The sequence below is a fragment of the Candidatus Omnitrophota bacterium genome (genome assembly GCA_016929445.1).
In the GTDB taxonomy this organism is placed as follows: domain Bacteria; phylum Omnitrophota; class Gorgyraeia; order JAFGIU01; family JAFGIU01; genus JAFGIU01.
Genome location: JAFGIU010000055.1, coordinates 28,070 through 51,190 on the forward strand (window position 1 = coordinate 28,070; position 23,121 = coordinate 51,190).

The 23,121-nt window shown below is 55.0% G+C and carries 19 protein-coding genes; 2 read left to right on the top strand and 17 right to left on the bottom strand.

All coding sequences use genetic code 11. From position 1 onward, the window contains the following. Positions 1-11 precede the first annotated feature (11 nt). Complete coding sequence (locus JW937_04620; protein ID MBN1586695.1) at positions 12-2,135, bottom strand: acetate--CoA ligase; 2,124 nt, start codon at positions 2,133-2,135, stop codon at positions 12-14. A 28-nt stretch (positions 2,136-2,163) separates the two neighbouring features. Next, positions 2,164-2,676: a CBS domain-containing protein gene (locus JW937_04625; protein ID MBN1586696.1), complete on the bottom strand. Its 513-nt coding sequence runs from the start codon at positions 2,674-2,676 to the stop codon at positions 2,164-2,166. A 116-nt stretch (positions 2,677-2,792) separates the two neighbouring features. Here JW937_04625 and JW937_04630 point away from each other — a divergent pair, with 116 nt between their 5' ends. Further along, positions 2,793-3,668, top strand: coding sequence for a LysR family transcriptional regulator (locus tag JW937_04630; protein MBN1586697.1), 876 nt, complete (start codon positions 2,793-2,795; stop codon positions 3,666-3,668). Here JW937_04630 and JW937_04635 read toward each other — a convergent pair. From JW937_04635 to JW937_04700, 14 genes are all read right to left on the bottom strand, one after another. Continuing rightward, positions 3,665-5,434 carry a nitrite/sulfite reductase gene (locus JW937_04635; GenBank protein ID MBN1586698.1) on the bottom strand — a complete coding sequence of 590 codons (1,770 nt, stop codon included), beginning with the start codon at positions 5,432-5,434 and terminating at the stop codon, positions 3,665-3,667. The two genes, JW937_04630 and JW937_04635, sit on opposite strands and share 4 nt — an antisense overlap. Beyond that, positions 5,434-6,888 (bottom strand): protoporphyrinogen oxidase, encoded by a 1,455-nt coding sequence (hemG, locus tag JW937_04640; GenBank protein ID MBN1586699.1) that lies wholly within the window; start codon positions 6,886-6,888, stop codon positions 5,434-5,436. Before hemG ends, JW937_04635 begins: the two co-directional genes overlap by 1 nt. A gap of 135 nt (positions 6,889-7,023) precedes the next feature. Beyond that, positions 7,024-8,142 carry a TIGR04053 family radical SAM/SPASM domain-containing protein gene (locus tag JW937_04645; GenBank protein ID MBN1586700.1) on the bottom strand — a complete coding sequence of 373 codons (1,119 nt, stop codon included), beginning with the start codon at positions 8,140-8,142 and terminating at the stop codon, positions 7,024-7,026. A gap of 74 nt (positions 8,143-8,216) precedes the next feature. Next, complete coding sequence (locus JW937_04650) at positions 8,217-8,780, bottom strand: hypothetical protein (GenBank protein MBN1586701.1); 564 nt, start codon at positions 8,778-8,780, stop codon at positions 8,217-8,219. Positions 8,781-8,881: 101 nt separating this feature from the next. After that, complete coding sequence (gene ccsA / locus JW937_04655; GenBank protein ID MBN1586702.1) at positions 8,882-10,627, bottom strand: cytochrome c biogenesis protein CcsA; 1,746 nt, start codon at positions 10,625-10,627, stop codon at positions 8,882-8,884. Next, positions 10,624-11,772: a cytochrome c biogenesis protein ResB gene (locus tag JW937_04660; GenBank protein ID MBN1586703.1), complete on the bottom strand. Its 1,149-nt coding sequence runs from the start codon at positions 11,770-11,772 to the stop codon at positions 10,624-10,626. The genes ccsA and JW937_04660 overlap by 4 nt, the downstream gene beginning before the upstream one ends. Continuing rightward, positions 11,769-12,368, bottom strand: coding sequence for a hypothetical protein (locus JW937_04665; GenBank protein ID MBN1586704.1), 600 nt, complete (start codon positions 12,366-12,368; stop codon positions 11,769-11,771). The genes JW937_04660 and JW937_04665 overlap by 4 nt, the downstream gene beginning before the upstream one ends. Before the next feature lie 48 nt (positions 12,369-12,416). Beyond that, entirely contained in the window at positions 12,417-13,640 is a 1,224-nt protein-coding gene (locus tag JW937_04670) for a radical SAM protein (protein ID MBN1586705.1), read from the bottom strand. Positions 13,641-13,786: 146 nt separating this feature from the next. Continuing rightward, positions 13,787-16,573, bottom strand: a complete 2,787-nt coding sequence (locus tag JW937_04675; protein MBN1586706.1) for a vitamin B12-dependent ribonucleotide reductase — start codon at positions 16,571-16,573, stop codon at positions 13,787-13,789. 137 nt (positions 16,574-16,710) lie between these two features. Then, on the bottom strand, positions 16,711-17,178 hold the full coding sequence (locus tag JW937_04680; protein MBN1586707.1) for a transcriptional repressor: 468 nt from the start codon (positions 17,176-17,178) through the stop codon (positions 16,711-16,713). Positions 17,179-17,253: 75 nt separating this feature from the next. Further along, positions 17,254-17,721, bottom strand: a complete 468-nt coding sequence (locus tag JW937_04685; GenBank protein ID MBN1586708.1) for a response regulator — start codon at positions 17,719-17,721, stop codon at positions 17,254-17,256. Between the two features lie 146 nt (positions 17,722-17,867). Further along, positions 17,868-18,083 carry a hypothetical protein gene (locus tag JW937_04690; protein ID MBN1586709.1) on the bottom strand — a complete coding sequence of 72 codons (216 nt, stop codon included), beginning with the start codon at positions 18,081-18,083 and terminating at the stop codon, positions 17,868-17,870. Positions 18,084-18,310: 227 nt separating this feature from the next. Then, a complete protein-coding gene (locus JW937_04695; protein ID MBN1586710.1) occupies positions 18,311-18,457 on the bottom strand; it encodes a hypothetical protein in 147 nt (48 codons plus the stop codon). 120 nt (positions 18,458-18,577) lie between these two features. Then, complete coding sequence (locus JW937_04700) at positions 18,578-19,429, bottom strand: mechanosensitive ion channel (protein MBN1586711.1); 852 nt, start codon at positions 19,427-19,429, stop codon at positions 18,578-18,580. Between the two features lie 165 nt (positions 19,430-19,594). On the opposite strand from JW937_04700, the gene JW937_04705 reads away from it, so the two are divergent. After that, positions 19,595-21,826, top strand: a complete 2,232-nt coding sequence (locus JW937_04705; GenBank protein ID MBN1586712.1) for an amino acid permease — start codon at positions 19,595-19,597, stop codon at positions 21,824-21,826. Here the strand turns inward: JW937_04705 and JW937_04710 are convergent. Further along, positions 21,823-23,121 (bottom strand): translocation/assembly module TamB domain-containing protein, encoded by a 1,299-nt coding sequence (locus tag JW937_04710; GenBank protein ID MBN1586713.1) that lies wholly within the window; start codon positions 23,119-23,121, stop codon positions 21,823-21,825. The genes JW937_04705 and JW937_04710 overlap by 4 nt on opposite strands.

A 23,121-nucleotide genomic window follows, 5' to 3' on the forward strand; every position in this document is an offset into this window, starting at 1 on the left:
CGCAATCCTGCTTATTCTTGTTCCCGCAGAATGATCCGGGAATCCAGAGCCAGCACACCTTCTCCTTCCGCAAAGGCTACCAAAGGATTGATGTCCAGTTCTGCGATTTCATCGAGCTCCACCGCCAGTTGGGACACGCGCTTTAGAGCATCCTCAATCGAGGCAATATCAGCCTTGGCGTCTCCGCGATAGCCTTCCAGAAGCTTGTGGGCTTTGATGGACTCCACCATGCGGGTCGCACCGTGTATCCGGATGGGTGCCAAGCGGAAGGTCACGTCCTTGAAGACTTCGACAAAGGTTCCGCCCAGACCGAACATCACCATGGGGCCGAAACGCTCGTCCCGCTTCATCCCGATAATAACCTCACATCCCTTGGACATAGGCTGCACAGTGACACCGGCGATATCGGCATCTGGGCAATTTTGCTTCACAGCACTCATCATCTTCCCATGGGCCAGTGCCAGGTGATCGGCATCTTCGATATTGAGGGCCACGCCGCCCACATCCTTCTTGTGCAAGATGTCCTTTGAACTGATCTTGATAACCACGGGATAGCCGCATTTCTGGGCCGCAGCCTTGGCGGCATCCAGGTTGGGAGCCAGTACGGACTGTACCACCGGAATTCCGTAGGCGCGGAGGACATCACCGGCCTCCACTTCCAGGAGGTACTTCCGGCCCTGCTTGCGCGCTTGCGCAATAATGTCCAAAGCCTTTTGCTTGTCCACTTCGTAGTTCTGCACTCCGGTGCGCGGCCGCGTCAGCCAGCGTTTCGAGTAATTAGACATGGCCGCCAAAGCATGACAGGCCTCCTCCGGGAACTGGTACCGAGGAATCCCGTGCTCCTCGAGCTTCTTGACGCCCGCAGACACGTCGTGAGCACCCATAAAACACGCAATCACAGGCTTGTGGTGTTTTTTGGATTCTCTGCCAATGGCGTCCCCGATTGCTTCGGTATCCGTCATGGCCTGAGGTGTCAGAATCACGACCGAACCGTCCACATTGGGATCCTGAAACACCGCGCTCAGAGCGTGCTCATAGCGGTCGCTCTGGGCATCCCCAATCACGTCCACCGGATTGTGAAAGTTCGCTGTAGGCGGGAGCCACTTCTTGAGTTCCTCGACCGTACTCGGCTCCAGAGCAGCCAATTCCAAACCACGGCGCACACAGGCATCCGTGGCCATAATACCCGGGCCTCCTGCGTTCGTGATGATTGCCACGCGGTTGCTCTTAGGCAAAGGCTGCTTGTCAAATGCCACGCCGTAGCCAAAAAGCTCCTTTACAGAGTCCACCCGCATGACCCCGGACTGAGCGAAAATGGCGTCGTAAACCTCATCCTGGCCGGCCAAAGAACCGGTATGGGAGGAAGCTGCCTTGGCGCCTGCACTGGTGCGGCCGGATTTGATAGCCAGGATCGGCTTGGGCGTATCGAGCTCTCCGGTAATCTCGCGCGCGATTTCTATAAATCCGCGTCCATCCGCCAAGTCCTCCAAATACAGAAGGATGACCTTGGTCTTAGGGTCATCCTTGAGGTAACGCAATAAATCATTCTCTTTGAGGTCTGCCTTGTTTCCCATACTGATAAATTTAGAGAAACCAATGCCCTCGGCGCGGGCAAAGTCCAGAACAGCTGTGCAGATGGCGCCGCTCTGGGACACAAAGGCAATGGATCCGTTCAAGGGCATGTGCGTAGCAAAGCTGGCGTTGAGGCGCACGTCGGTATCACCGTTGATCACACCCAGACAGTTGGGGCCGATTAAAGGGATCCCGTACTTGCGGGCCACTGCCACGGTTTCCTGCTCAAGCCGCTTGCCTTCCTCACCGACCTCTTTGAAGCCGGCACTGATGATAATGGCGGACTTCACACCCTTCTTGCCACACTCTTCCATGACTGCGGGAGCTACCTTGCTCGGGACAATGATCGTCGCCAAATCCACGGCTTCGGGGATCGCAGAAACGGATTCAAAACTGGGGACCCCCAGCACATCCTTGGCCTTAGGATTCACAGGATAAATCTTTCCCTGGAACGGGGCTTCAAGCAGGTTCTGCAACACAGCCTGCCCCACACTGCCTGCCTTGGTGGATGCTCCGATCACCGCAATAGACTTGGGTGAAAAGAGCGGCTCTAACGACGACATAAGTCCCTCCCTTTTAACATTACTCAAATTATCTTTCACTAACATCGGTAGCTCTCTCCTTATTCGAACTAGCTATTAGATTTAACAGATCAATGGAGCTAATGATACCTTTAAGTTTCCGGTTTTTGGTCACGATTACCCGGTGAATATGCTTATCCACCATCAGCCTGGCCACAGAACCCACCGGCGTTGTTTCCGCAACCTCGAAAACCGATGGAGTCATAACGTCTGAAACACGCGTGTAGTCCGGCTCCTCAATCTGAAATCCCTCATCCACAAGAGAGGATCTCTGGGTCTGAAGATGGTAACCCGGGACCCGCAAGCCGGCGCTTCCACGGTCATGGCGCACCAAATCCGTCTCAGAGATGACGCCCACCAGGCCGCCGCGCTCATCCACGACCGGGGCGCCCGTGATGTGGTTCTCTGTAAACAGGGCCGCCACCTGCCTGAGGGTCCAGGCAGGACCCACGGTGAGGACATCGGTTTGCATAATATCCCTGGCTCGATTTTCTACGGAAATTTCAGAACTTATTGGTTTCATTGGACTTTCAGCATTTGATCCGCTAAGACCGCGCCACAGGCGTATTGCCTGGAGTATGGGGCATGTCATAATATAAATCCAATGAATCATCCTCAAATATAATATTAGAAAATCTAATGATACGATCCTTACGCATTTACACAGATCTGGTGGAGACCCAGAGCTTTACCGAGGCCGCGCACCGCAACTATCTTACCCAGTCTGCGGTGAGCCAGCACCTCAAGGCTTTGGAGGAACGCCTGGGGCATAAGCTCGTGGAGCGGGGCCGGCGCCGCGTCAAGATGACGGCAGCCGGAACCCTGGTCTATGAGGCAAGCAAGGAAATCCTCCGGCGCTACGAAGAAATGGAACGCGCGCTCAAGCGCCCCTTTGGGGAGGTTTCAGGACCGCTCAAGGTGGGCACCATCTATTCAGTGGGACTGCACGAACTCCCGTCCTATATCGCCTCTTACCTGGAGAATTTTCCCGAAGTGGACCTGCAGCTGATCTACCTGAAAGCCAACGAAGTTTACGACGCCGTTGCCACGGACCGCGTAGACCTCGGCATTGTGGCCTACCCTAAAATCCTGCCTCAATTCGAGACCCTAATGTTCAAGAAGGACGAGTTAGTGTTGATCATGAACCGGAAGCATCGCTGGCGTAAACGCAAGAAAGTTTCATTAAAGGATTTGAGTGAGGAGCCTTACGAGGCGCTGCAGGTGGACATGCCGACTCGCAGGGCCTTGGACGCCCTGTTTCGAGAGGAGGGTATCCGCCCGCCTGTTCTCCACGAGTTCGACAATATCGAGGTGCTGAAGAAAGCGGTGGAAGTAGGGCCCGGGGTTTCGATCGTTCCCCGGGCCACCGTAAGTTCTGAGGTGCAAGCCGGCACTCTTATTGTGGTGGAGCTCACCGAAGGACCCTTTGAGCGGCCTCTGGGGGTGTTGCACCGCAAGCGCGCCGAACTTTCCTTGCCCGCACAAGAGTTTGTGCAGATCTTGCTGAAACCCTAGGCTGCGCATTCTCCCGCGCCCATGCCCTCCAAAGAGAAGTCCGTTTCCGCACCCCAGTCCCGGTGCATAGAAGGATCCTCTTCATAGGACGGCAAGGTGGTGAACTCCTCCAGTTTCTCTTTCCAGAAGTCCTTGCCCACCCGCTCGACAAAACGGTTGAAGGACTCGTCTTCGGCCTCGCGCTCCTGGCGGAAGAGTTCCAGAATACGCTGCACGGCCCCGGGTACGCGCCGCGCAGGGAAACGCATCGTCGGTTTCCCAAAAATGGCCACACCTTCACCGGTTTGGCCCCCAAGCAACATCTGGAAATGCGGCACCAGGCGGCCGTCGATCTTTCGGGAGCCACCGAGGAACCCGATATTCGCTATGTGGTGCTGGCCGCAGGAATTCGGACAACCGCTTACCTTAATGCGAATGGTGTCCAGGTCTTCGCCCTGCAAACCGGATCTTTCCAGGGCCTGTTCAAGGGCCCGGGCTAAACCGCGGCTGGCTGCAATCCCCAGTTGGCAAGTTTCAGCCCCCGGACAAGAAGTAACGTCCAGAAGCCTCTCTGCCTCGGTGTCTGCAAGGCCTGCGCTTACCAAGGCTTCGTACAAGGCACCGAGATGCTCTTTCCGAATCCAGCGCAGCACCAAGTTCTGGCTAATCGCCGTGCGCAGGCGGCCACCGCAAAACCGCCGCACGATTTGTGCCAACTGCCTTGCCTGCTTTGAATTGATATCCCCCAGATGCAAACGGATCAGCACCATGGAGTAGCCGTCCTGTTTTTGGGGCACCACATTGGTCTGCAGCCAACGATAAAAGACCGGAGTATCGGGAGTGAGCTCTGGGATTTCCTTTGCAGCAGAAGGAGCCTGCTCTTCCGGGGCTTCCGCGATAGCAGCGAATTTCGAGACATCCAAAGATGCTCGCTCTTTAAACACTTCTGCGCGAAAGGCCTCGTCTCCCATCTTTTTGACGAGAAACTTCAGGCGGGCGGCCGCGCGATTCTTTCGTTCCCCTAAGCGGTCATGCACCCTCACGACTGCCTCACAGGTTCGCAGAAGGTCGGACACCGGAGTGAAGGGTTCCAGAAGGACGGCCTGACGGGGCACAGTGCCGAGCCCGCCGCCGCAGTACAACCGAAAACCGCGCACCGCCTTGCCATTCACATCTTGAATAGCCGCAACTCCACCGATATCGTGAATCGACGTGCGCGCATGGTCCGCGGGGCTGCCCTCAAATGCCATCTTAAACTTGCGCGGCAGCTTTTGACTGGCAGGATGCCGCAAAAAATGATGGGTCACCGCTTCCACATACGGAGTCACATCAAAGAGCTCGTTGGGGTCAGTGCCTGCGTAGGGGGAACCCGTCACATTGCGCACACTGTTGCCGCAAGCTTCGCGGGTGGTTAGTCCGGCGCGCGCCAGAGCCGCAGTGACCTGGGGAATTTCCTTTACGGGAATCCAATAGAGTTGCACATCTTGGCGGGTCGTTATGTGGCTGATGCCTTTGGAGTATTTGTCGGCCACGTCTGCCAAGACCTCGAGCTGATCTGCATTCAAAAGCCCTCCCGGCACCTTCACGCGTAACATCTGGATATCGGAGAGACCGCGAATGCCGTAAGTCCCCTGCATGAGGCGCCGCGCTTTAAACTCATCCGGGGTAATCTCACCCAGAAAATACTGTTCGATCATTTTCCGGAGTTCCTCGATTTCAGATTTCTCGAGCTCCGGTAAGCCTTGAAGCACTTCCTCCAAACGTTTCTCCAGCAAATTTTCTGCCATTAAGGCCTCCCAATTCCCATTTCACACAAACTCATCTGTTGTATCAACTCCTCGGCAGCCTTTTCCGCATGCCCCACGCAATCCGGCACACCTCCGCCCCGGTAGGCGCTGCCTGTCAAAACCAATCCAGGGTGCAAAGCCGCAAGCTTCTCGATGCGGTCCACCCGCTCCAAATGTCCCACGTGGTACTGAGGCATGGATCCGGGCCAACGCGCCACGCGCGTCATTAAGGGTTGGGCTTTGAGACCCAGAATCTCCTTGAGCTCGGCACAGACGAGGCTCACCATCTCCTTGTCATCGAGATCACAGATCCCTTCGTCCCCGGCGCCCCCGAGATAGGCCCTCAGCAGTGCTTGGCCTGCGGGAGCGCGGCCCTCAAACTTTATACTGGAAAAACTCACTCCCACCAGGCGCTTTCCTTCCACACGCGGGATGACAAACCCGAAGCCATCCAAGGGATGGGCGATATCGTTTCGATCGAAAACCAGGTTAACGGTCGCCACCGAAGCGTACGGAATACCTTCGAGTTCCGCGGAAAGCGCGGTATCCAGCGGGGCGAGGAGTTCAGCCGCGCGCACGGAAGGCACGGCCAGGCAAACGGCATCCGCTTCGAACTCCTCTCCGGTATCCGTTGCCGCAATCCAGCGCTCTTGGGTGTTCCGGCGCAAGGACTGCACGCGCGTCCCGGTTCTGAAATCCGCGCTCGGAAGGCGCTGCACCAGAGTCTTGACCAAAAGATCCAAACCGTTTCTGAGAGAGACAAACATGCTGTAACGCGGGCCGCTCGCTTCCTTTGTCTGATCCTGCTGGGCCTTACCCCTGGCTGCAAGGGCGCGGATCAAACTGCCGTGCTCCTGTTCCATTTGCTCCAAGTGCGGGAAGGTCGCGCGCAGGCTCAGTTTTTCCGGATCCGCGGAATAGATGCCCGCAATCATGGGTTGGGCAATGCGCTTGAGCGCTCCAGAGCCTAAACGCCGGCGCACAAAAGAGGCCACGCTCTCGTCCTTATGCTTTTGGCGCTTGGAGCGGCGCGGGATAAAGAGATCGCAACCCATACGCAGTTTGCTAAGCCAGCCGACAAAGGGCAAACGAATGAGCGTCTTTATTTCCGTGGGGGCTAACAGATAGAAACCTTTGGGCACAGGCTGGAGACGGCCCCGGTTCAGAATAAAGCTGCGCTGGTTCTCAGGATTAGTTTGCAGAAGCTCCCCGCGCAGACTCAGACGCCGGCACAATTCCAGGGCCTGGGGTTTGATCGAAATAAAAGAATCCGGCCCGGCCTCCATGAGCAGACCCTTTTCCCGAAAGCTTTGGATTACCCCGCCGAGCTGACCGCGCTCCTCCAAAAGAGTAATCTTGAGTGGAAGCCCGGATTGCCGGCTCAGTTCATCCAGGCGATGGGCAAAGGCCAGCCCCGAAATCCCACCCCCGATGATTAAGATATGTGTACTCATAATTCATCCCGGTGCCAGGCACCGGTGCCTGGCACCAGTGCCTGACACCGTGTTTAGAGTTTTCTGATGAAGATCATAGTTCACGTAAACTCGTTAGTTTAACACCTTCACGCCATCTGTCCACCGAAACTGGAGTCAGATCCCTGCCGCAGGGAGGTAATTGCAGGAGGGGTCCTCGGCCAAAGGATCTCCCTTCAGGGCATAGGCCCGAGCGCGGGAACCGCCGCACAGAGAGCGGTACTCACAAACGCCACAACGGCCTTTCAGAAGGTCAGGGTCTCTCAACTGCTTAAACAATGGTGAGTTACGATAGATCTCCGCGAGACCCGTTTCCCGGATATGGCCCGCACTCAGGGGCAAAAAGCCGCTGGGGAACACTTCCCCCTCGCTGGAGATAAATAGATGCCCTTTGCCGGCATTGACTGCGCTCGGAGCCCTTCCCATAGAACCCCCGGGACCCAGGGCACGCCGCAACTCCGCCGGCAGGTCCACGCCTTCGCGCACAACCTGGGCAGGGTCCAGGCCCGCTTCCTTCAGCTTGCGCGCTGTGGTGTAGCGATGGAAATGCGGGGCTTCGGTGATCTTCACGATAAACGGCGCACGCGCGGCCAGCTCATAAAGACCCGCAAAGACCGCTTCAACTTCATCGGCTGTCAAATCCTCTTGCTCTGTTCCTCGTCCCACCTGCACCAAAAAAAAGACCTCCCAAAAGACAATGCCCAGACCCTCCACCATTTCCATTAAGGAATCCAGATACATCCCATTGCAGCGACTGAGAACACTGTTGATTTGTAGAGGCAGGCCACACTCACGCGCCCACTGCGCAGCCTGAAGTGTTATTGCAAAAGTCCCCGGAACCTGGCGGAATCCGTCGTGTGCTTCCGCTGTAGGAGCGTCCAGGCTCAGGGCCATCTGATCCAACCCCGCTTCCTTGAGCGCAAAAACTTTTTCGCGCGTAAGGGATTCCGTGGCCGCAGGAATCGTTCCCACACGCAGACCCAGGTCCTTTCCCAAACGAATCAAGTCCAAGAGATCCGAGCGCTTCATGGGATCGCCGCCGCTGAACACCAAAACCGGCGTCCCCATCTCAGCCACTTGGCGCACCAGGTTCCGGCCTTCTTTCACACTGAGCTCACCCGGCAAGGGATCGGGCTGGGCCTCAGCCCGGCAATGTACACAGGCTAAGTCGCAGGCTTGGGTGGTTTCCCAGATCGCGATAAACGGTGTTTCGTTGTAATCCAGGGGCTTATGCATTTTGCTCGGCCTTGGGGACGGACCTCACGCAACTCGTTGGGACCCAACGGCTCAGCGAGAACCGTCCCTGGTTTCTAGCTAAAGTATCGGAAGCGATTAAAATCATACAGAGAGACCTTTGCCCTAAGGGGCTGGCGCAACTCCATTCGGAAAGTCTCCACCGCGGACTTCACCGCTTCGCTACGGCTCTTCAGCACATCCGGGGATAAATACACAATGTCCCGCTCTTCCAAAGGCAGGGTCCTCAACAAAGCCACGGTGTCAGTCCGGTGCTCCGCACTAAACTCCCCGGGTTCCATGCCCACCAAGACAGTCAGCGCACACTGAAACCCCGCCTCTTTCAGACCATACACTGCATCAACAAAGCGCTTAAGCTTTGCATCCTTGCCCCAGAATTTGCGTAATGGAGCATGCTTTGTTTCAAGTCCCAGCGTCACACAGGACAAACCTGCTTCGAACAGACGGCGATAATCCTTAACGCGCCGGTCCGGCGCATGCTCCGGCTCATAAAATGTTGCGATGCCGCGCGGCCACGGCCCAAAGATCTCGTGCACCTGGCCAAGCACTTCCAGTAAGCGCGTTTGAGGAATCGAGAAAGCACTGGCTGATCCCAAAAACACACCGTTTCTTGCCGGCAATCCCTTGCCCCAAATGCGCCTTCACCGGCTCTGGAAGTGTCACCATACGATAGTCTCCCGCCTCAAGCGCCGCTCGTCCCGGTGTGGCAGTCTGCACAGCGCTATTCACTCACACCCAAAATGCGGAATTTCCGCAAGCCAAGGCCGATAATCACGAGCTGGCTCAACACAAAAAGTACAAGCCAGACAAAGGCCCGGTTCATGAAGCCATAGGAGTGAAGCCCCACGCCCAGCATATTGACACCAAACCACGAAAAGCTGGTGATCACATTGCCGAAAACGCACATGACCATCAAGCCCTGCTCGCGAATAAACCGTCCCTTGAGGGCATGCAAAATAATCGCATTCCACAAGACAATGAGCAGCGCCCCGTTCTCCTTGGGATCCCAGCCCCAGAAACGGCCCCAAGACTGGTCCGCCCAGATTCCTCCCAGCACCGTTCCCACAAAGCTGAACAGGAGGCCGAAACACACGACCCCAAAGACCATTCGGAAGAGCTCGGCTTTGAGTGCCGGGGGGAAGTTACGAGTAAACACTCCTTTCAAAATGTAGAAGATAGCCAGGGCTCCGGCGAGCAAAGTCGCGCTATAACCCATGGTAACCGTCACCACATGGGTAGACAGCCAAAAATTGGAATCCAAAACCGCCTGCATCATCTCCAAAGTATCGCCTTGCAGGGAGAGATGATGAGCAATAATTAATGTAACAAAACCAATGGCCGAACAAACCAGATTCCCGATCCGGTTTCTGAAGAACCCCTCCAGTCCAATTCCCAATAAAATGGAAGCCCATCCCACGAATACCGCAGAGGAGTAAAGATTCGTCACCGGAGGCCGTCCTTGAAGAACCATTCTTGAAATCAAACCCACTGTATGCACGCTGAAGGCCAGAAGCAATAGGTAATAACTCGTGCGGGAAAGCGTTTGGGGCCACAACAACCAAGACAGAATCACCAGCAAAAAGCAAATCACGTACAGAACCAGGCTCTGGTAAAACGGTTGGAAACGGTTGAATACCACTTCGTAGCCTGCACGCCTGCTAATCCGTTCGGAGCGCCGGCTGTGGAAGTGATCCAACTCTTCGATCGCCCGGTTAAACTCACCCGCGTCTCCGGCTGCAAACGCGTCAAAAGCCTTGGCGTACAGAAGGAGGACCGGATGGAACTCCCCTGTTTCCACAGATGCATCCAGTCCTGCGCCTAAAGACAGCCATCCATGGGGATCCTCGCCCTGCATTGGCGGCAAGACAGACATGTAAGACATGCGATCAACAAACTTCATCTCCATCCGCTCCACCTCAACATATTGATTCAGAGACTCTTCGATACTTTGATCCGGGCTCTTGAGAAAAAACGTGTGGCGAAGGCGGGAATACAGATTGAGACGGCCGTCCAGTTGGACAATAGAACGCTGATACGCAGACCATATCTTCTGGTCATATTGCCGGGCACGCCCGGCTTGATAAGCAATCTGGTCTATGAAGGGCTTGAAATCGTTGTATGAGAAGTACTTTCTCTTAAAGTCCTGGACACCCAGCAGTACTTTGACATCAGGATTATGGAGCCGGAACACGGGGTCTGAATCTGCCTCCGGCCCCCGGGACGCAACCCGCAGCAGCCACTCCGCAGCACTCATTCTTGTGCCCTCATTGCGAAAGAACTGCTTTCCCCGAATCAAAATCAATGCGTTTCTGGCCACGGAATCCATAGGCTTGATACGGCCATTGTGCAAAACCGGCAATCTGCCGAAGCCCTGAATATCAAATTCACTCCGGCTCCCCGGCTTGAGGGCGGCTGCAAGATAAAGCGCGAATAAAACAACAATCGCGGTTGGGAGAAATCTCTTCAAAGCGGCCTCCTCTTGGCAAAGCCCGCCAAAACTTGCATGAAATGGACCGAGAGACCCAGGGAAATCAAGAGACATGCGATATAGGGAAAAAGCCAACCGGGATTTTCCACCACCTGCAGGATCGACAAAGTGTTGTTCTTGCCGTAGCTGGACTGATAGTAAGTCTTGCCCCTGTATCGCAACGGATTGTTCATATAGATAAGCACTTCGCGCTCTTCGCCTTGAGAGGGGTCCTCCAAAAGGACTAGGCTCGAGAAATTCTTCGGAATGGAGGTGCCTGGGTAAGAATCATGGCTAAAATCCTTGAGGGTAAGTGTATATTCATTGTAATAGCGTTTTGGCCGGAGATAAATCTGATAGTCTGAACCGGCATAGCTCAACTGTTGAGGCGATCCCAATAGCCGCGAAACCAACCAAGTGCCCAGGGATTTTCCCCCGGCGATAAACTCAACGAAAGCGGTTTCATTGTTGTCTGCATCATCGCTTTGAAACGGCGGCACGGGTTGCACCTGAATTTGCGTCCCGATCCCCCGGTTCACCTCAGGAAGATTTCCAAACCTGTTCGCAGGGCTCTCTCCCATGGCCAATTTGGCGTTGGGAAGAAAGGCCCTAATATGCACCTCAAAGGGCAGCAAATCCTGCGTGATTCGCCCTTGTTTTCTGAGAATGTGATAAGGGATACTCACCACCCGGTCCAAACCGGGCGCGGAAGTATTGATCACAGCCAGCTCCACATAATGAAAACTCTCGGAGTATTGCTTGGTCTGCCCCTCCTCGATCGACATATAGCTCTCAGTGGCCATAAAGGTGCTCACCCCTCCGCCCACCATCAAGACCAGGAGGCCCGAATGAGTCAACCATAATCCCAAATACTTCAGCCGCAGCGGATACCGTGTATAGAGGACAGTAATGAGATTGACGGATAGGAGTGCTGTGAGCAGCCCGCCTCCGGGCAAAACCGGAATCTTGAGATGATGAACCGGCAGGTAAACAAAAAGGCTTTCGAAGTACTTCTTCTGCGCAGCGAAAATTCCCAAATTAACCTGATCCAGGGTCCCGATAAAAACTAAGGCCATCAACAGACACAAGCAGACCAGGGTCAAGGACAAGGATGAAAAGAATTTGATGAAAAGCTTCATCATCATTCAAATCCGAAGCTTTGCAAGAAGGCCTTCAGACTCTCCTTTTCAGACAAAACGAGTTCCGCTTCACCACTCAACTTGAAGAAATACTGTTGTCCCTGGTGGGGAACTATGGCCACAAAGATAGCTTGCTTTTGCCTGTCAACGGCCGGGGCTGCTTCGCTCACCACTTCCACCAAAGTGGCGCTATGTCCCCGAAATTCAAAGGCTTGTATCTGATCCCGCAACCCAGACTCATCCACCGGATCCAAGCCGATTTGCCCGCGCCACCGGTTCACGTTAGCCAAGAGACCGCCGGCCTCACCTGCCAACACAATAACTGACACATCGGCCTCCGCGCCTCCTGTCCCGGCAATCCTAAAACTAGCCAAGCGCATACCGGAAGCCGGAAGTTCCTGCCAGCGGTCCGGGGTCTCCCACCGGGGACGCGCAGAGGGAGGGAAAATGCCCGCGGCAGCCTGCACCGGCGGCATTGCGCTTTCCTCTTTGGGGATCGCATAGGCCTCCACAGCAACATGCGGGCGATTCAAGTAAAGACCAAAGATAGCGCCCGCCAAGAGAATCAAAATCAGAAGCAAACCAAGATCAGGACGTTTCATGATAGAAATCAACTGTAGGGAAGAATTTTGCGTTTGGCAAGAACCGGCTCAGACGAGTTCGCGGCCGAACTGGGCCGCAAAGACCTTGCGCATGAGCTTGAGTTTGAGTTCACCCAACCAAAAGCGGTTGGGATTATCCTGAAGCCACCGGCACTCCTCCGGCAACATCACCAAAGACACATGGATATTAGGAGCCACACCAATGGGATATCCCTTTTCCATGCACGCTGAATAGACGCGGCTGAAAATGGGGATCATGTCTTCAGTTTCAGGAGGAGGGACCTTCTCATAAGAGGTTCCTTTGAGAGGACGGAACACACAGACGGTAGGGATGGCGCCGACCTGGGTAATCCAATTGACGGCCTTGATGGAGTCTTCCACAGGTTCGAGACCGGCGATGATTTCACCGTTCGTGACCCAGGGTTCAAAACCGCGTCCCGTGGGCTTTACCTGCTGGGCGCAATACTCCACGGCTTCCAAGTAGCGATCGAGCCCGTAAACCCGGGCCTTGCCCGGGCACACTTCCTCGAATTTCTCCCGGTTCATGAGTTCAAAACAAAAGGACACGCGATTCACCCCAATACGCCGGAGCTCCTGATAGCGTTTGAGGTCATGGTGCGGAGGTGTTTGAATGCCGATGAGCACCCCTGTTTCCTCCTTCACCCTCTTGATATAGGGCTCGAGGATGTCCAGATACGTGTCGCCCTCGTAGTGCCCGGTGTTGAAATCCACATAGGTAATTCCGGATTCCTTGCGGGCCGTCTTAACGACTTCCACGACTTCGTCCACGGACTTCTCGTCAGAGTCATCCTGTCCCAAATTAAGACCCACGGAACAGAACTTGCATTCCTGCTTGGGATTTGTAAGCCAGTGTTCGCAGACCTTTGCAGGATAAATCCCCAGATAGGTGCCTTGCAGAGAACCTATGCTGGACATCGGCTTTCCGGTAGCCGTCTTTTGGGAATACCAGCTCGGGCCGGGCGCCAAGCGAATAGGCGCAATGGGGCCGATTTCGTCATGGTGAATCATAAATTCACCTTCATCAAAACGGAGGAAATAGGGAGATTGCCTGGTGAAGTCTTCGCTGACCGGGATATTGGTCCAGAGACCGTGAGGAAGAATCGCTTCCAGGCCCGAGCCCAGGCCCGCGCGCATACGCAAAATCTTACGCCCGCCCTGGTCTTCTATCAGACTCGGGTCGTCCAGGCGCATTCCTTTACAGTAAAGATCGAGCTTGAGCAGCCCCGGATTGGTGCGGACATCGTAGTTCATAATGGAAAGTATACCAGAAAACCAAAATGTCATCGCAAGCACAGTGAAGTGATCTGTACGGAACAAAGATCCCTTCGCTACGCTCGGGATGACATCATAACTTCAGGGGACACATCTCACGCGGAGATGTGTCCCCTGGCGCAAAACTAACTACAGCCGGAAGTACTCCCGCAATTCAGACACTTATAGCAAGAGCCGTTGCGCACCATAATGCTCCCGCATTCGCTGCAGGGCGGCGCATCGGCCTGAGCCAAGAAGATCCTCTTTTCGCTCTCCTCCAAACTGGATGCAGAAAGAGTGGAGGTGCTGCCCCCGGTCATATTCTGGGTAACCGAAGCCACAGCTGCCTCGGCCTTGGCCTCTATCGCCGGATCCACCGGAGTTTGCGGAGCGTCAGTATCCAAGGGAAATTTGTACCCCAGATAGCGGAAAACATAGTCCATGATGGACTTGGCAAAACGAATCTGCGGATTGTTGGTCACACCCGAAGGTTCAAACCGCGTATGCGTAAACTTATTCACCAAGACTTCCAGAGGCACACCGTACTGCAGGGCCAGAGAGACCGCCGTGGCAAAACAATCCACCAAACCCGAGATAGTAGAGCCCTCCTTGGACATCTTGATGAAGACCTCACCCGGCCGGTTTTCCTCATAAGTCCCGACAGTAATATATCCCTCGTGCCCTCCCACACTGAACTTGTGCGTAATGGCCGGACGCTCATCCGGCAATCGGCGGCGGCGCGCAAAACGAAGGGCCTGTTTCTCTTCCTCCTTCTTCTTATCCAAGCCTGTGTTCAAAGGTTGGGTGCGTTTGGAATTATCGCGATAGATCGCCACTGCCTTCAGACCCTGCCGCCATGCTTCGATATACGTCTCCATGATTTCATCGACTGTGGCTTCCTGCGGCATGTTCACGGTCTTGGAGATTGCGCCGCTGATAAAGGGCTGGGTGGCCCCCATCATACGGACATGCCCCATATAGTGGATACTGCGATTCCCGTTCTCAGGCTTGAAAGCGCAATCAAATACAGGCAGGTGCTCATCCAGCAAGCCGGGCGCCCCCTCAATGGTCCCGTGCTCGTCTATGTATTCGATGATCTCGCCGACTTCCTTTTCGCTATAACCCAACTTCTTGAGAGCGCGCGGCACTGTGTGGTTCACGATCTTCAGCAATCCACCACCCACCAATTTCTTGTACTTGACCAGGGCAATATCCGGCTCCACGCCCGTGGTGTCACAATCCATCATAAAAGCGATGGTTCCTGTGGGCGCCAATACGGTCACCTGCGCATTGCGATAACCGTGTTTCTCACCAAGCTTCAGGGCCTCCTCCCAAACCAGCTTCACTTCCTTGAAAAGACCTTCAGGGATATTGCTTGTTTCCAAGTCTTCGGCCGCTTTCTGGTGCATGGCAATCACACTCAGCATGGGCTGACGGTTGATGCGATAGTGAGGAAAAGGGCCCATGCTTTCCGCAATTTCCGCAGACACGCGATAGGCCTCACCCGTCATCAGCGCGGTCAACGCTCCCGCATACTCCCGGCCTGCGTCGCTGTCATAAGCCAAACCCTGAGCCATCAAAAGCGCTCCCAGGTTCGCATAACCCAAACCCAGTGTCCGGTAATCGTGGCTGCGTTGCGCAATGCGCGGGCGAGGATAACTCGCGTTATCCACGACGATCTCCTGGGCCAGAATGGAAATCCGCACTGCATCCCTAAAGCCCTTGCAATCAAACACACCTTCATCATCAATGAACTTCAATAGGTTCAATGAAGCGAGATTGCAGGCCGTGTCGTCCAAGAACATGTACTCACTGCAGGGATTGGAGGCGTTAATGCGGCCGCTATTCGGGCAGGTATGCCAAGTGTTCACTGTGGTATCGAACTGCAATCCCGGATCGCCGCAAATATGTGTGGCCTCGGAGATCTGACGCAACAGATCCCGCGCCGGGAAAGTTTCAATGGTTTCACGCGTCTTAACCGCACGCGTACTCCATTTCCGGTCATCCACTGCCGCATGCATGAACTCATCCGGCACGCGCACGGAATTGTTGGAATTCTGGAAAAAAACCGAATTATAAGCCTCACCGCTAAAGCTTCCGTCATAACCGGCATCGATCAGCGCCCAGGCCTTCTTTTCTTCTTCCACTTTGCAGGCCACAAAATCCCGAATATCGGGGTGCTCTGCATTAAGGATCACCATTTTGGCAGCACGCCGCGTTTTGCCGCCGGACTTGATGACACCAGCAAAGGCATCAAAACCGCGCATAAAAGAAACCGGTCCGGAAGCCTTGCCGCCGCCCGCCACGGATTCACGGCTGGAGCGCAACGGAGACAGATTGGTTCCGGAACCCGAACCCCACTTAAAAAGCATGCCCTCGGTCTTGGCCAAATCGAGAATACTGCTCATGGAATCTTCAATGGAATTGATGAAGCAGGCCGAACACTGCGGGTGCTCTTCCACACCCACATTGAACCAAACCGGAGAATTGAAGGAAAGCTTCTGGAAAAGGAGGAGGTGCGTCAGCTCGGCGTCAAAGGCCTCTTGATCTTCAGGGCCGGCAAAGTACTCCTGTTTGATTCCCCACTCCACAATCTGTTTGACCACACGCGAAATCAGCTGGCGGATGCTGGTCTCGCGATCCTCGCTGTCGGGTTTGCCGCGGAAGTATTTGGAGGAGACTACGTTTGTGGCGAGCTGAGACCAGAAATCAGGGACATCAATGTCCGTTTGTTCGAAAATAACTTCGCCCTTGTCATTTTGTATGAGGGCTGTGCGCTTCTCCCATTGGACCTCGTCAAAAGGACTCACCCCAGGGGTCGTAAACCGGCGTTCGACCCGTATCCCCTTGTTTTCCTGCAGCTCCTCGACCTGTGCCTTGCCCGGGCCCAAATCCTCAAGTTTTTCCTGATTCTTGGCCTCCTTCACCGCCATATGCCCCCCCTTTCCAAATTACTATATTTAGGTGATATTGATTACGCGACCTCTACATATAGTACTTTTGGGTACTATTGAATATGATGTATATCATGTTCCAAAAGAAAATCCAAGCACTTCTTGAGCCGTGGGATTCAGGAGTGATTCTTGCAACGTCCGAAGATATTGAGGCTGTGACTGATAGGTTCAAAACCGTATTTTTGGCAGACCCCGTCCTGGAGCCGTTCGATCTCCTCATTGACGAATTCGATCACGGCTCCGCACTCGGTACAAATCAAATGCTCGTGGTGAATACGGCCGTGCATCACCTCGTAACGGCTATGCCGGCCCGAACCCTCCAGCACCTTCCGGATCAATCCGCTTTCCACTAATAGAGGCAGCGTGCGGTAGATCGTGTCCCGTGAGATGCGCAAATCTTTCTCCCTGGCGCGCAGCAAGAGATACTCCGCGTCAAAGTCAAAATGCCGGTCATAGCCGGGCAAAGTCTTGAGAATCTCGCGCCGCTCCCGGGTGAACTTTAGGCCCTTGCCCAAAACATATTTCCGGAAGATCTCTTCCTTTTCTTCCAGGCTCTTAGGGGACTTGGGAGTGGTCTTTGGCATGGCGGTTTTCAGTATAGCGGTCCCTGTCCGGGGACACAATCTGTCGGTTAGACTGAGACATTGTGTCCCCGCAGACTAACCGGGTTCTGCCTCACGCAAATGACGTTTGATATAGCTCAGAAGCTTTCCCAAATCAAAGGGCTTAATAAAATAGTCCGTGGCCTTGAGTTTTTCCGCCTCAAAGATTGCCGGGGTCTCCCCCTTGGCCGTAAGCATAACCACCGGAATCTCTGCCGTATGTTCGCGATTGCGCAGGCGGCTGAGCATGGCAAAACCGTCCATACGCGGCATGCGCACATCGAGAATGATCAGATCCGGAGACTCATTCAAAGCCCGCGCCAAACCCTCCTGCCCGTCCCGCGCCGCAATCACTTGGTAATTGTGGGCCTCAAGAACCTCCCGGATACTCTGGCGCAGCTCCGGCTCGTCGTCCACGATAAGAATTTTGGCCTGAGGCGGCGTGTCTTTAGGCTTTTCCATTGGGGGGCTATTGTACTCCAAAGCATCGATGCACACATCTCCCATGAAGGTGTCAGGCACCACAGTCCGTCATTGCGACCCTGAGCTTGTCGAAGGGGAAGCAAACTTTGCGGAGCGGGTGCCTGACACCCGGGAATACGCAAATCAGGGACGGTTCTCGCCAACCCATTGTGAGACATGAGGTTTTGTGAGAACCGTCCCCTTTCCGCTTACCCCGGTCTCCGCCGAGGGTCCTCCAACAGGTCCCGGACCTCAAAGTCCTGGGCGCCCAGCTCGCAGGCCAGGCCGATGAGCTCGGGACACTGCTCGTACTCCTCCCACAGCAGCGCCTCCCTCAGGTACAGCAATGCCGTGAGCTTGAGCGGGTTCTTCTTCACATAACGGACCGGGGTGTTCTGGTGCTTGTTTTGTAGTGTTTTGTTCATGCTTCTCTCCTTTTGTTGTTTGTGTCTGGTAAGCGAACTGTTGCCAAATCGTCCAAAGACAAGGCCTTTCCGAACGACCACGGAGGAGTACTGGGAGTACTTCGCACAAGGAATCGAAGGAAACAACGCAGTATTTGGGCGATTTCGCAACTGTCCCCAACAAAAAACCCGCTGCCGGGCGCGGGCCCAACAGCGGGTTCGGAACTCGATTCTCTATTCAGTTGATGCTAGAAGATCTCCTCCTTCGAACCCGCAGCAGGGCCGGTAATCCAGGCATGGCGCTGGATAAGCTCAAGGCACATGGGCGCAAAAAGCCCCTTCACCGTGCTATTTTTTACGGCGTTAGGGATTCCTGCGCTGTGGGTTCGAAACATTTCTAACATAGTCTGACAAATATACCTTTCAGCAGGGTCGAAGTCAAGGGGGGACAGGCCTCGCATAACCCCTTGCGGCACAAGGGGTCCGCGAGAACCGTCCCTGGTACTAGACCAGCTCTATCGAGCCACGGCCTCCTTGCCGGTTGCGCCGGTAAAGGTCATCTCGCTCGTCTTCACGTGCAGATCGTGCTGCGGGAACGGAATACTGATGCCCTGCTTGTCGAATTCCATCTTCACCGCCTCGGTAATCCCAAACCAAGTACCCCAGTAATCCGCCCCATTGACCCAGGGCCGCACCGCAAAGTTGACGCTGCTGTCTGCCAATTCCTTCACCGCAATCGTCGGTTCCGGATCTTTCAGAACGGTCGGATAGGAACTCACAACCTGCATCAGAACCTTCTTGGCCTTAGGAATATCATCGCCATAGGAGATGCCAAAGACCATATCCACGCGGCGGGTTTCATTGCCGCTAAAGTTGGTAATGTTGCCGCCCATAATCCCGGAATTCGGAACAATGATCTTTCGATTGTCCGGGGAAGCCAGAATTGTGCAAAAAATTTGGATCTCCTTGACCGTGCCCATGGCGCCGCCGGCTTCGATAAAATCACCGGCCTTAAAGGGCTTGAAGAGCACGATCAGCACTCCCGCAGCAAAATTACTCAAGGAGCCTTGTAGCGCCAGGCCGACTGCCAAACCCGCAGCACCCAATACAGCAATAAAGGAAGTGGTCTGCACCCCCAGCTTGCCGATGGCGGCAATGATCACAAAAACCATCAAAGCCACATAGGCCAAGTGCTGCACAAAGCTCACAAGGGCCGCATCCACCTTGGCCTTGGTCATGAGTTTGGCCGTTACATCCGACACCCATCGGGCCACCCATTTACCCACGACAAAAATGACGATTGCAGCCAAGACATTGAGGCCGTAAAGCGTGACCAGTTCGTTGATTTTGCTTCCGACTTCCTCCATGATTCTCTCCTTTGTTGATTTGTCCGAAAAATGGTGAGTGCCGACTATTATACGAAACTGAGCAGGCCGCGCAACTCCGGTGCAACTCCGGTGTCAGGCACGGGTGTCAGGCACCGGTGTCAGGCACGGGTGCCTGGCACCGCATGCTATAATGCGTCATTCATCATGGCAGAAAAGTCCGTCTCCAACGGGGCCTCTTTCCCCAACTCTCACACTGGCTATCAGTTCGGTGCGTTCAAGGGCGTCTACACGCCCAGCTTGCTCACCATCCTCGGCGTCATTATGTACCTGCGCTTCGGCTGGGTGCTGGGCAATGTGGGCCTGTTTCTCACCTTAGTCATTGTGACCCTCTCCACCTCCATTACCCTGCTCACCGCATTGTCGATCTCTGCACTCGCGTCCAACATGCAGGTGAAAGGCGGGGGCGCCTACTACATCCTGTCCCGCTCCTTGGGGCTGGAAGCGGGAGCCGCAGTGGGTTGGCCGCTCTTCCTGGCGCAGGCTCTGGGGATTTCCTTCTATATAGCGGGTTTTGCAGAATCCGTTGTCAGTCTCTGCCCCTTCTTGCCCTTTAAGCTCTTCGGGATCGCAGTACTCACCGTACTCACCTTGCTGGCAATCCGTTCGGCCAATCTGGCATTGCGCCTGCAGTTCTTGATCCTGACGCTTATCGCACTTTCATTGGCCTCTTTTTTCTTGGGAGCCCCGCCGCAAAATATCGAAGTCCTCCGTCCTGAGTCTCCGGTCTCCAAGCTCCCCTTCTGGACTGTTTTCGCAGTCTTCTTCCCCGCAGTCACAGGCATTGAAGCAGGCCTGGCCATGTCCGGAGACTTAAAAGACCCCGCCAAGGCTTTGCCCCGAGGCACACTGGGCGCTGTCATCACCAGTTACTTCGTCTATATGGCCATTCCATTTTTCCTGGCAAGAATCATCCGTGACGAAAATGTTTTGCTTGCTAACCCCATGATCATGCGGGAAATCGCACGCTGGGGGAATATCGTTCTGGCCGGTCTTTGGGGGGCCACTCTTTCCAGCGCTCTCGGCGCTTTGCTGGGCGCCCCGCGTACTCTCCAAGCCATGGCTAAGGACGGCGTGGCTCCGCGCTTCTTTAGCAAGGGTTTCGGAGCGGGCAAAGACCCGCGATTCGCAGTGGCTGCTGCCTTTCTGATTGGCGTGGGAGGACTGCTCTCGGGAGGCCTCAATGTCATTGCCCCTGTGCTCTCCATGTTCTTTCTAACGTCTTATGGCCTGCTCAATCTGAGTGCCGGTTTTGAGGAGTTCATCGCCAGTCCTGCTTGGCGGCCTAAGTTCCGGGTACACTGGGGCGTTTCCCTTATGGGTGCTTTTCTCTGCTTTTCCATGATGTTCATGATCAATGCCGGGGCCACCTTTATGGCCGTTTTCGCCTGTGCCGGTCTGTATGTCTTGATGCGCAAGCAACGGCTGCATGCCACCTGGCACGATATTCGCCAGGGTATCCTCATGCTGGCAGCGCGCTCCTCAATCTACTCCTTGGCCCGCCACTCACCCGACAAACGCACCTGGCGCCCCAATATTCTGGTTTTGAGCGGCTCTCCCACCATGCGATGGTATTTGATTGCCTTGGCCGATGCCATCTCGCACGGCAAGGGTTTTCTCACTGTAGCCACAATCCTTTCCGGCCCTGAACCGGATGCAGAACGAGTTTCCAGCGTGCGCAAGTCTATCGAGGAATTCCTCAAGAAACGCCAAATTCCGTCTCTTGTCAAAATCCATTCGGCCGAAAACGTTCTTCAAGGCGCGCAAGAGCTCATTCGAACCTACGGTTTCGGCCCTCTTGTGCCGAACACTGTCTTGCTGGGAGAAACTGAAAAACACGAGCAGGTGGAGGAATTTGTGCGTCTGATACGCCTGGCGCACCGCTCCAAACGCAACCTGGTCATTGTGCGGGAAAACGATGAGCCCATGGAATTGCCGCGGGACAGCCGTATTGATATTTGGTGGGGAGGCCGGACAAACGACAACGCCCATCTGATGCTCGCCTTGGGTTATCTCCTGCAAAACAGCCCCGAATGGACCGGTTCACGCCTTAACATCAAAACCATTGCCGATGAAGAACAAGACAAGGAAGAGGTACGGCAGGGTCTTCTCAAGTTCCTCGAAGAAAGTCGATTGGACGTGGAGGTGGAGGTTTACACACACCAGGGACGCAGCGTTTTTGAGGTGATCGGGGAAGCGTCCTCCGGGGCAAGCCTGGTCTTTCTGGGCATGCGCGCTCCGGAAGAGGGCGAAGAGACACAGTCTTACGAGGACTATTACCGGAAGCTGATGAAACTTACCGACGGTTATCCTGCCACGGCCATGGTGATGGCGGCCGAAGATATTCGCTTCGGCGAGATCTTCACGTCCGAAACCTAGAACTTCTTCTTATATTCCACATTGACCCGGTCCACAGGAATACCTCCGGTGGACTCGGTCTGCAATTCATCAGTCAAAGCGGACTGCCCCTTAACGTCCTTCTCCACATTCACGGAAATGGTCTCCGTCACATTCACCCCCGCCTCCACTGTATGCTTTGTTGTGCGGTCAACACCCGTGCCCTCTTCCTGATACTGATAGCCCATATTGGCGCGTTCTCCGAACTCGGTCTTCACCCCCGCGCCTTTGCCTTTCTCATCATACCGGACATTGAAGTCCACAATTCCCAAGCTCTCCAGCAGCTGTTGGGCCTTTCCGCCAAAGAGAAAGAAATCGATGAAGTCTGCCGCCAAATTCGCTGAAACCGGTTGCCCCTCAGCCACAGTCTCCACCCCCTGCCAATCCTTACCTGTCGCCAACAGGAGCAGCAATCGATGTTGGGGAAGACCTGAATCCGAACTCACCTTGAGCTTCAGGTCTTCAATCCCGCCCTGGATCTTGATATCAATAGGCGTGGCCCTGATGCGTGTATGTCCGCGCAGGTCCAAGTACGGTTTGAGCGGGTCCCCGGAAAACCGCACATGACTCTCCAGCACCTGCACCCGGAGATGCTCCACATGGACCTCCCCACCGGACAAACGCAGATCCCCTTCGACCTGCGGCGCGCCGCCCCAAAGCTCGCTCAACTGCAGACTCACATCCCCGGGCACATCCACGAGTTCCAGATTCTTCCTCGACAGACGCCCCACTCGGAGACTGCCCTGGAGCACCGGCCGCTTCAAGTCCCCGGTCAATAAGAAGTCCACGTCATTCACCATGCCTCTCAGATCCTGCCATCCGGGATGCACCGGCAAAACCTCCATCAGTCCCTGCACGGAGGCCCCCTTTGAATACAGGCTCAGACGCAAGCCGTCAGCCCCCTGCCCCCCGCCGATAAGAATGGGGTCAGATCCCGGCCAGCGCAACTGGCCGTCGAGTAGGTGAAACTCCAACTTCCCCAAGCCCAAAGGGAAGGAAGGTTTGAAGGTCATCTTCTTGATACGGAGTTGGCTGTCTTCAGGAAAGGTATCCAGATTGCGGGCTAAAAGACCGTGGATCACATACCCCTGCCGGGGATCCCCCTCGATCTTTCCCACCTCCAGATGTTCGGAAGGAAAATAGCGGGCCAGACCCACTTCTACGAGCGGCTCCAAACCCACCCCGCTGACAATTGAGAAGGCAATGCTGACCAAGCTCACGGCAAACAGCGCCGCCAACGCAAAGAGCAGCGTCTTGAGGAGAGGGCCTGACTTCAT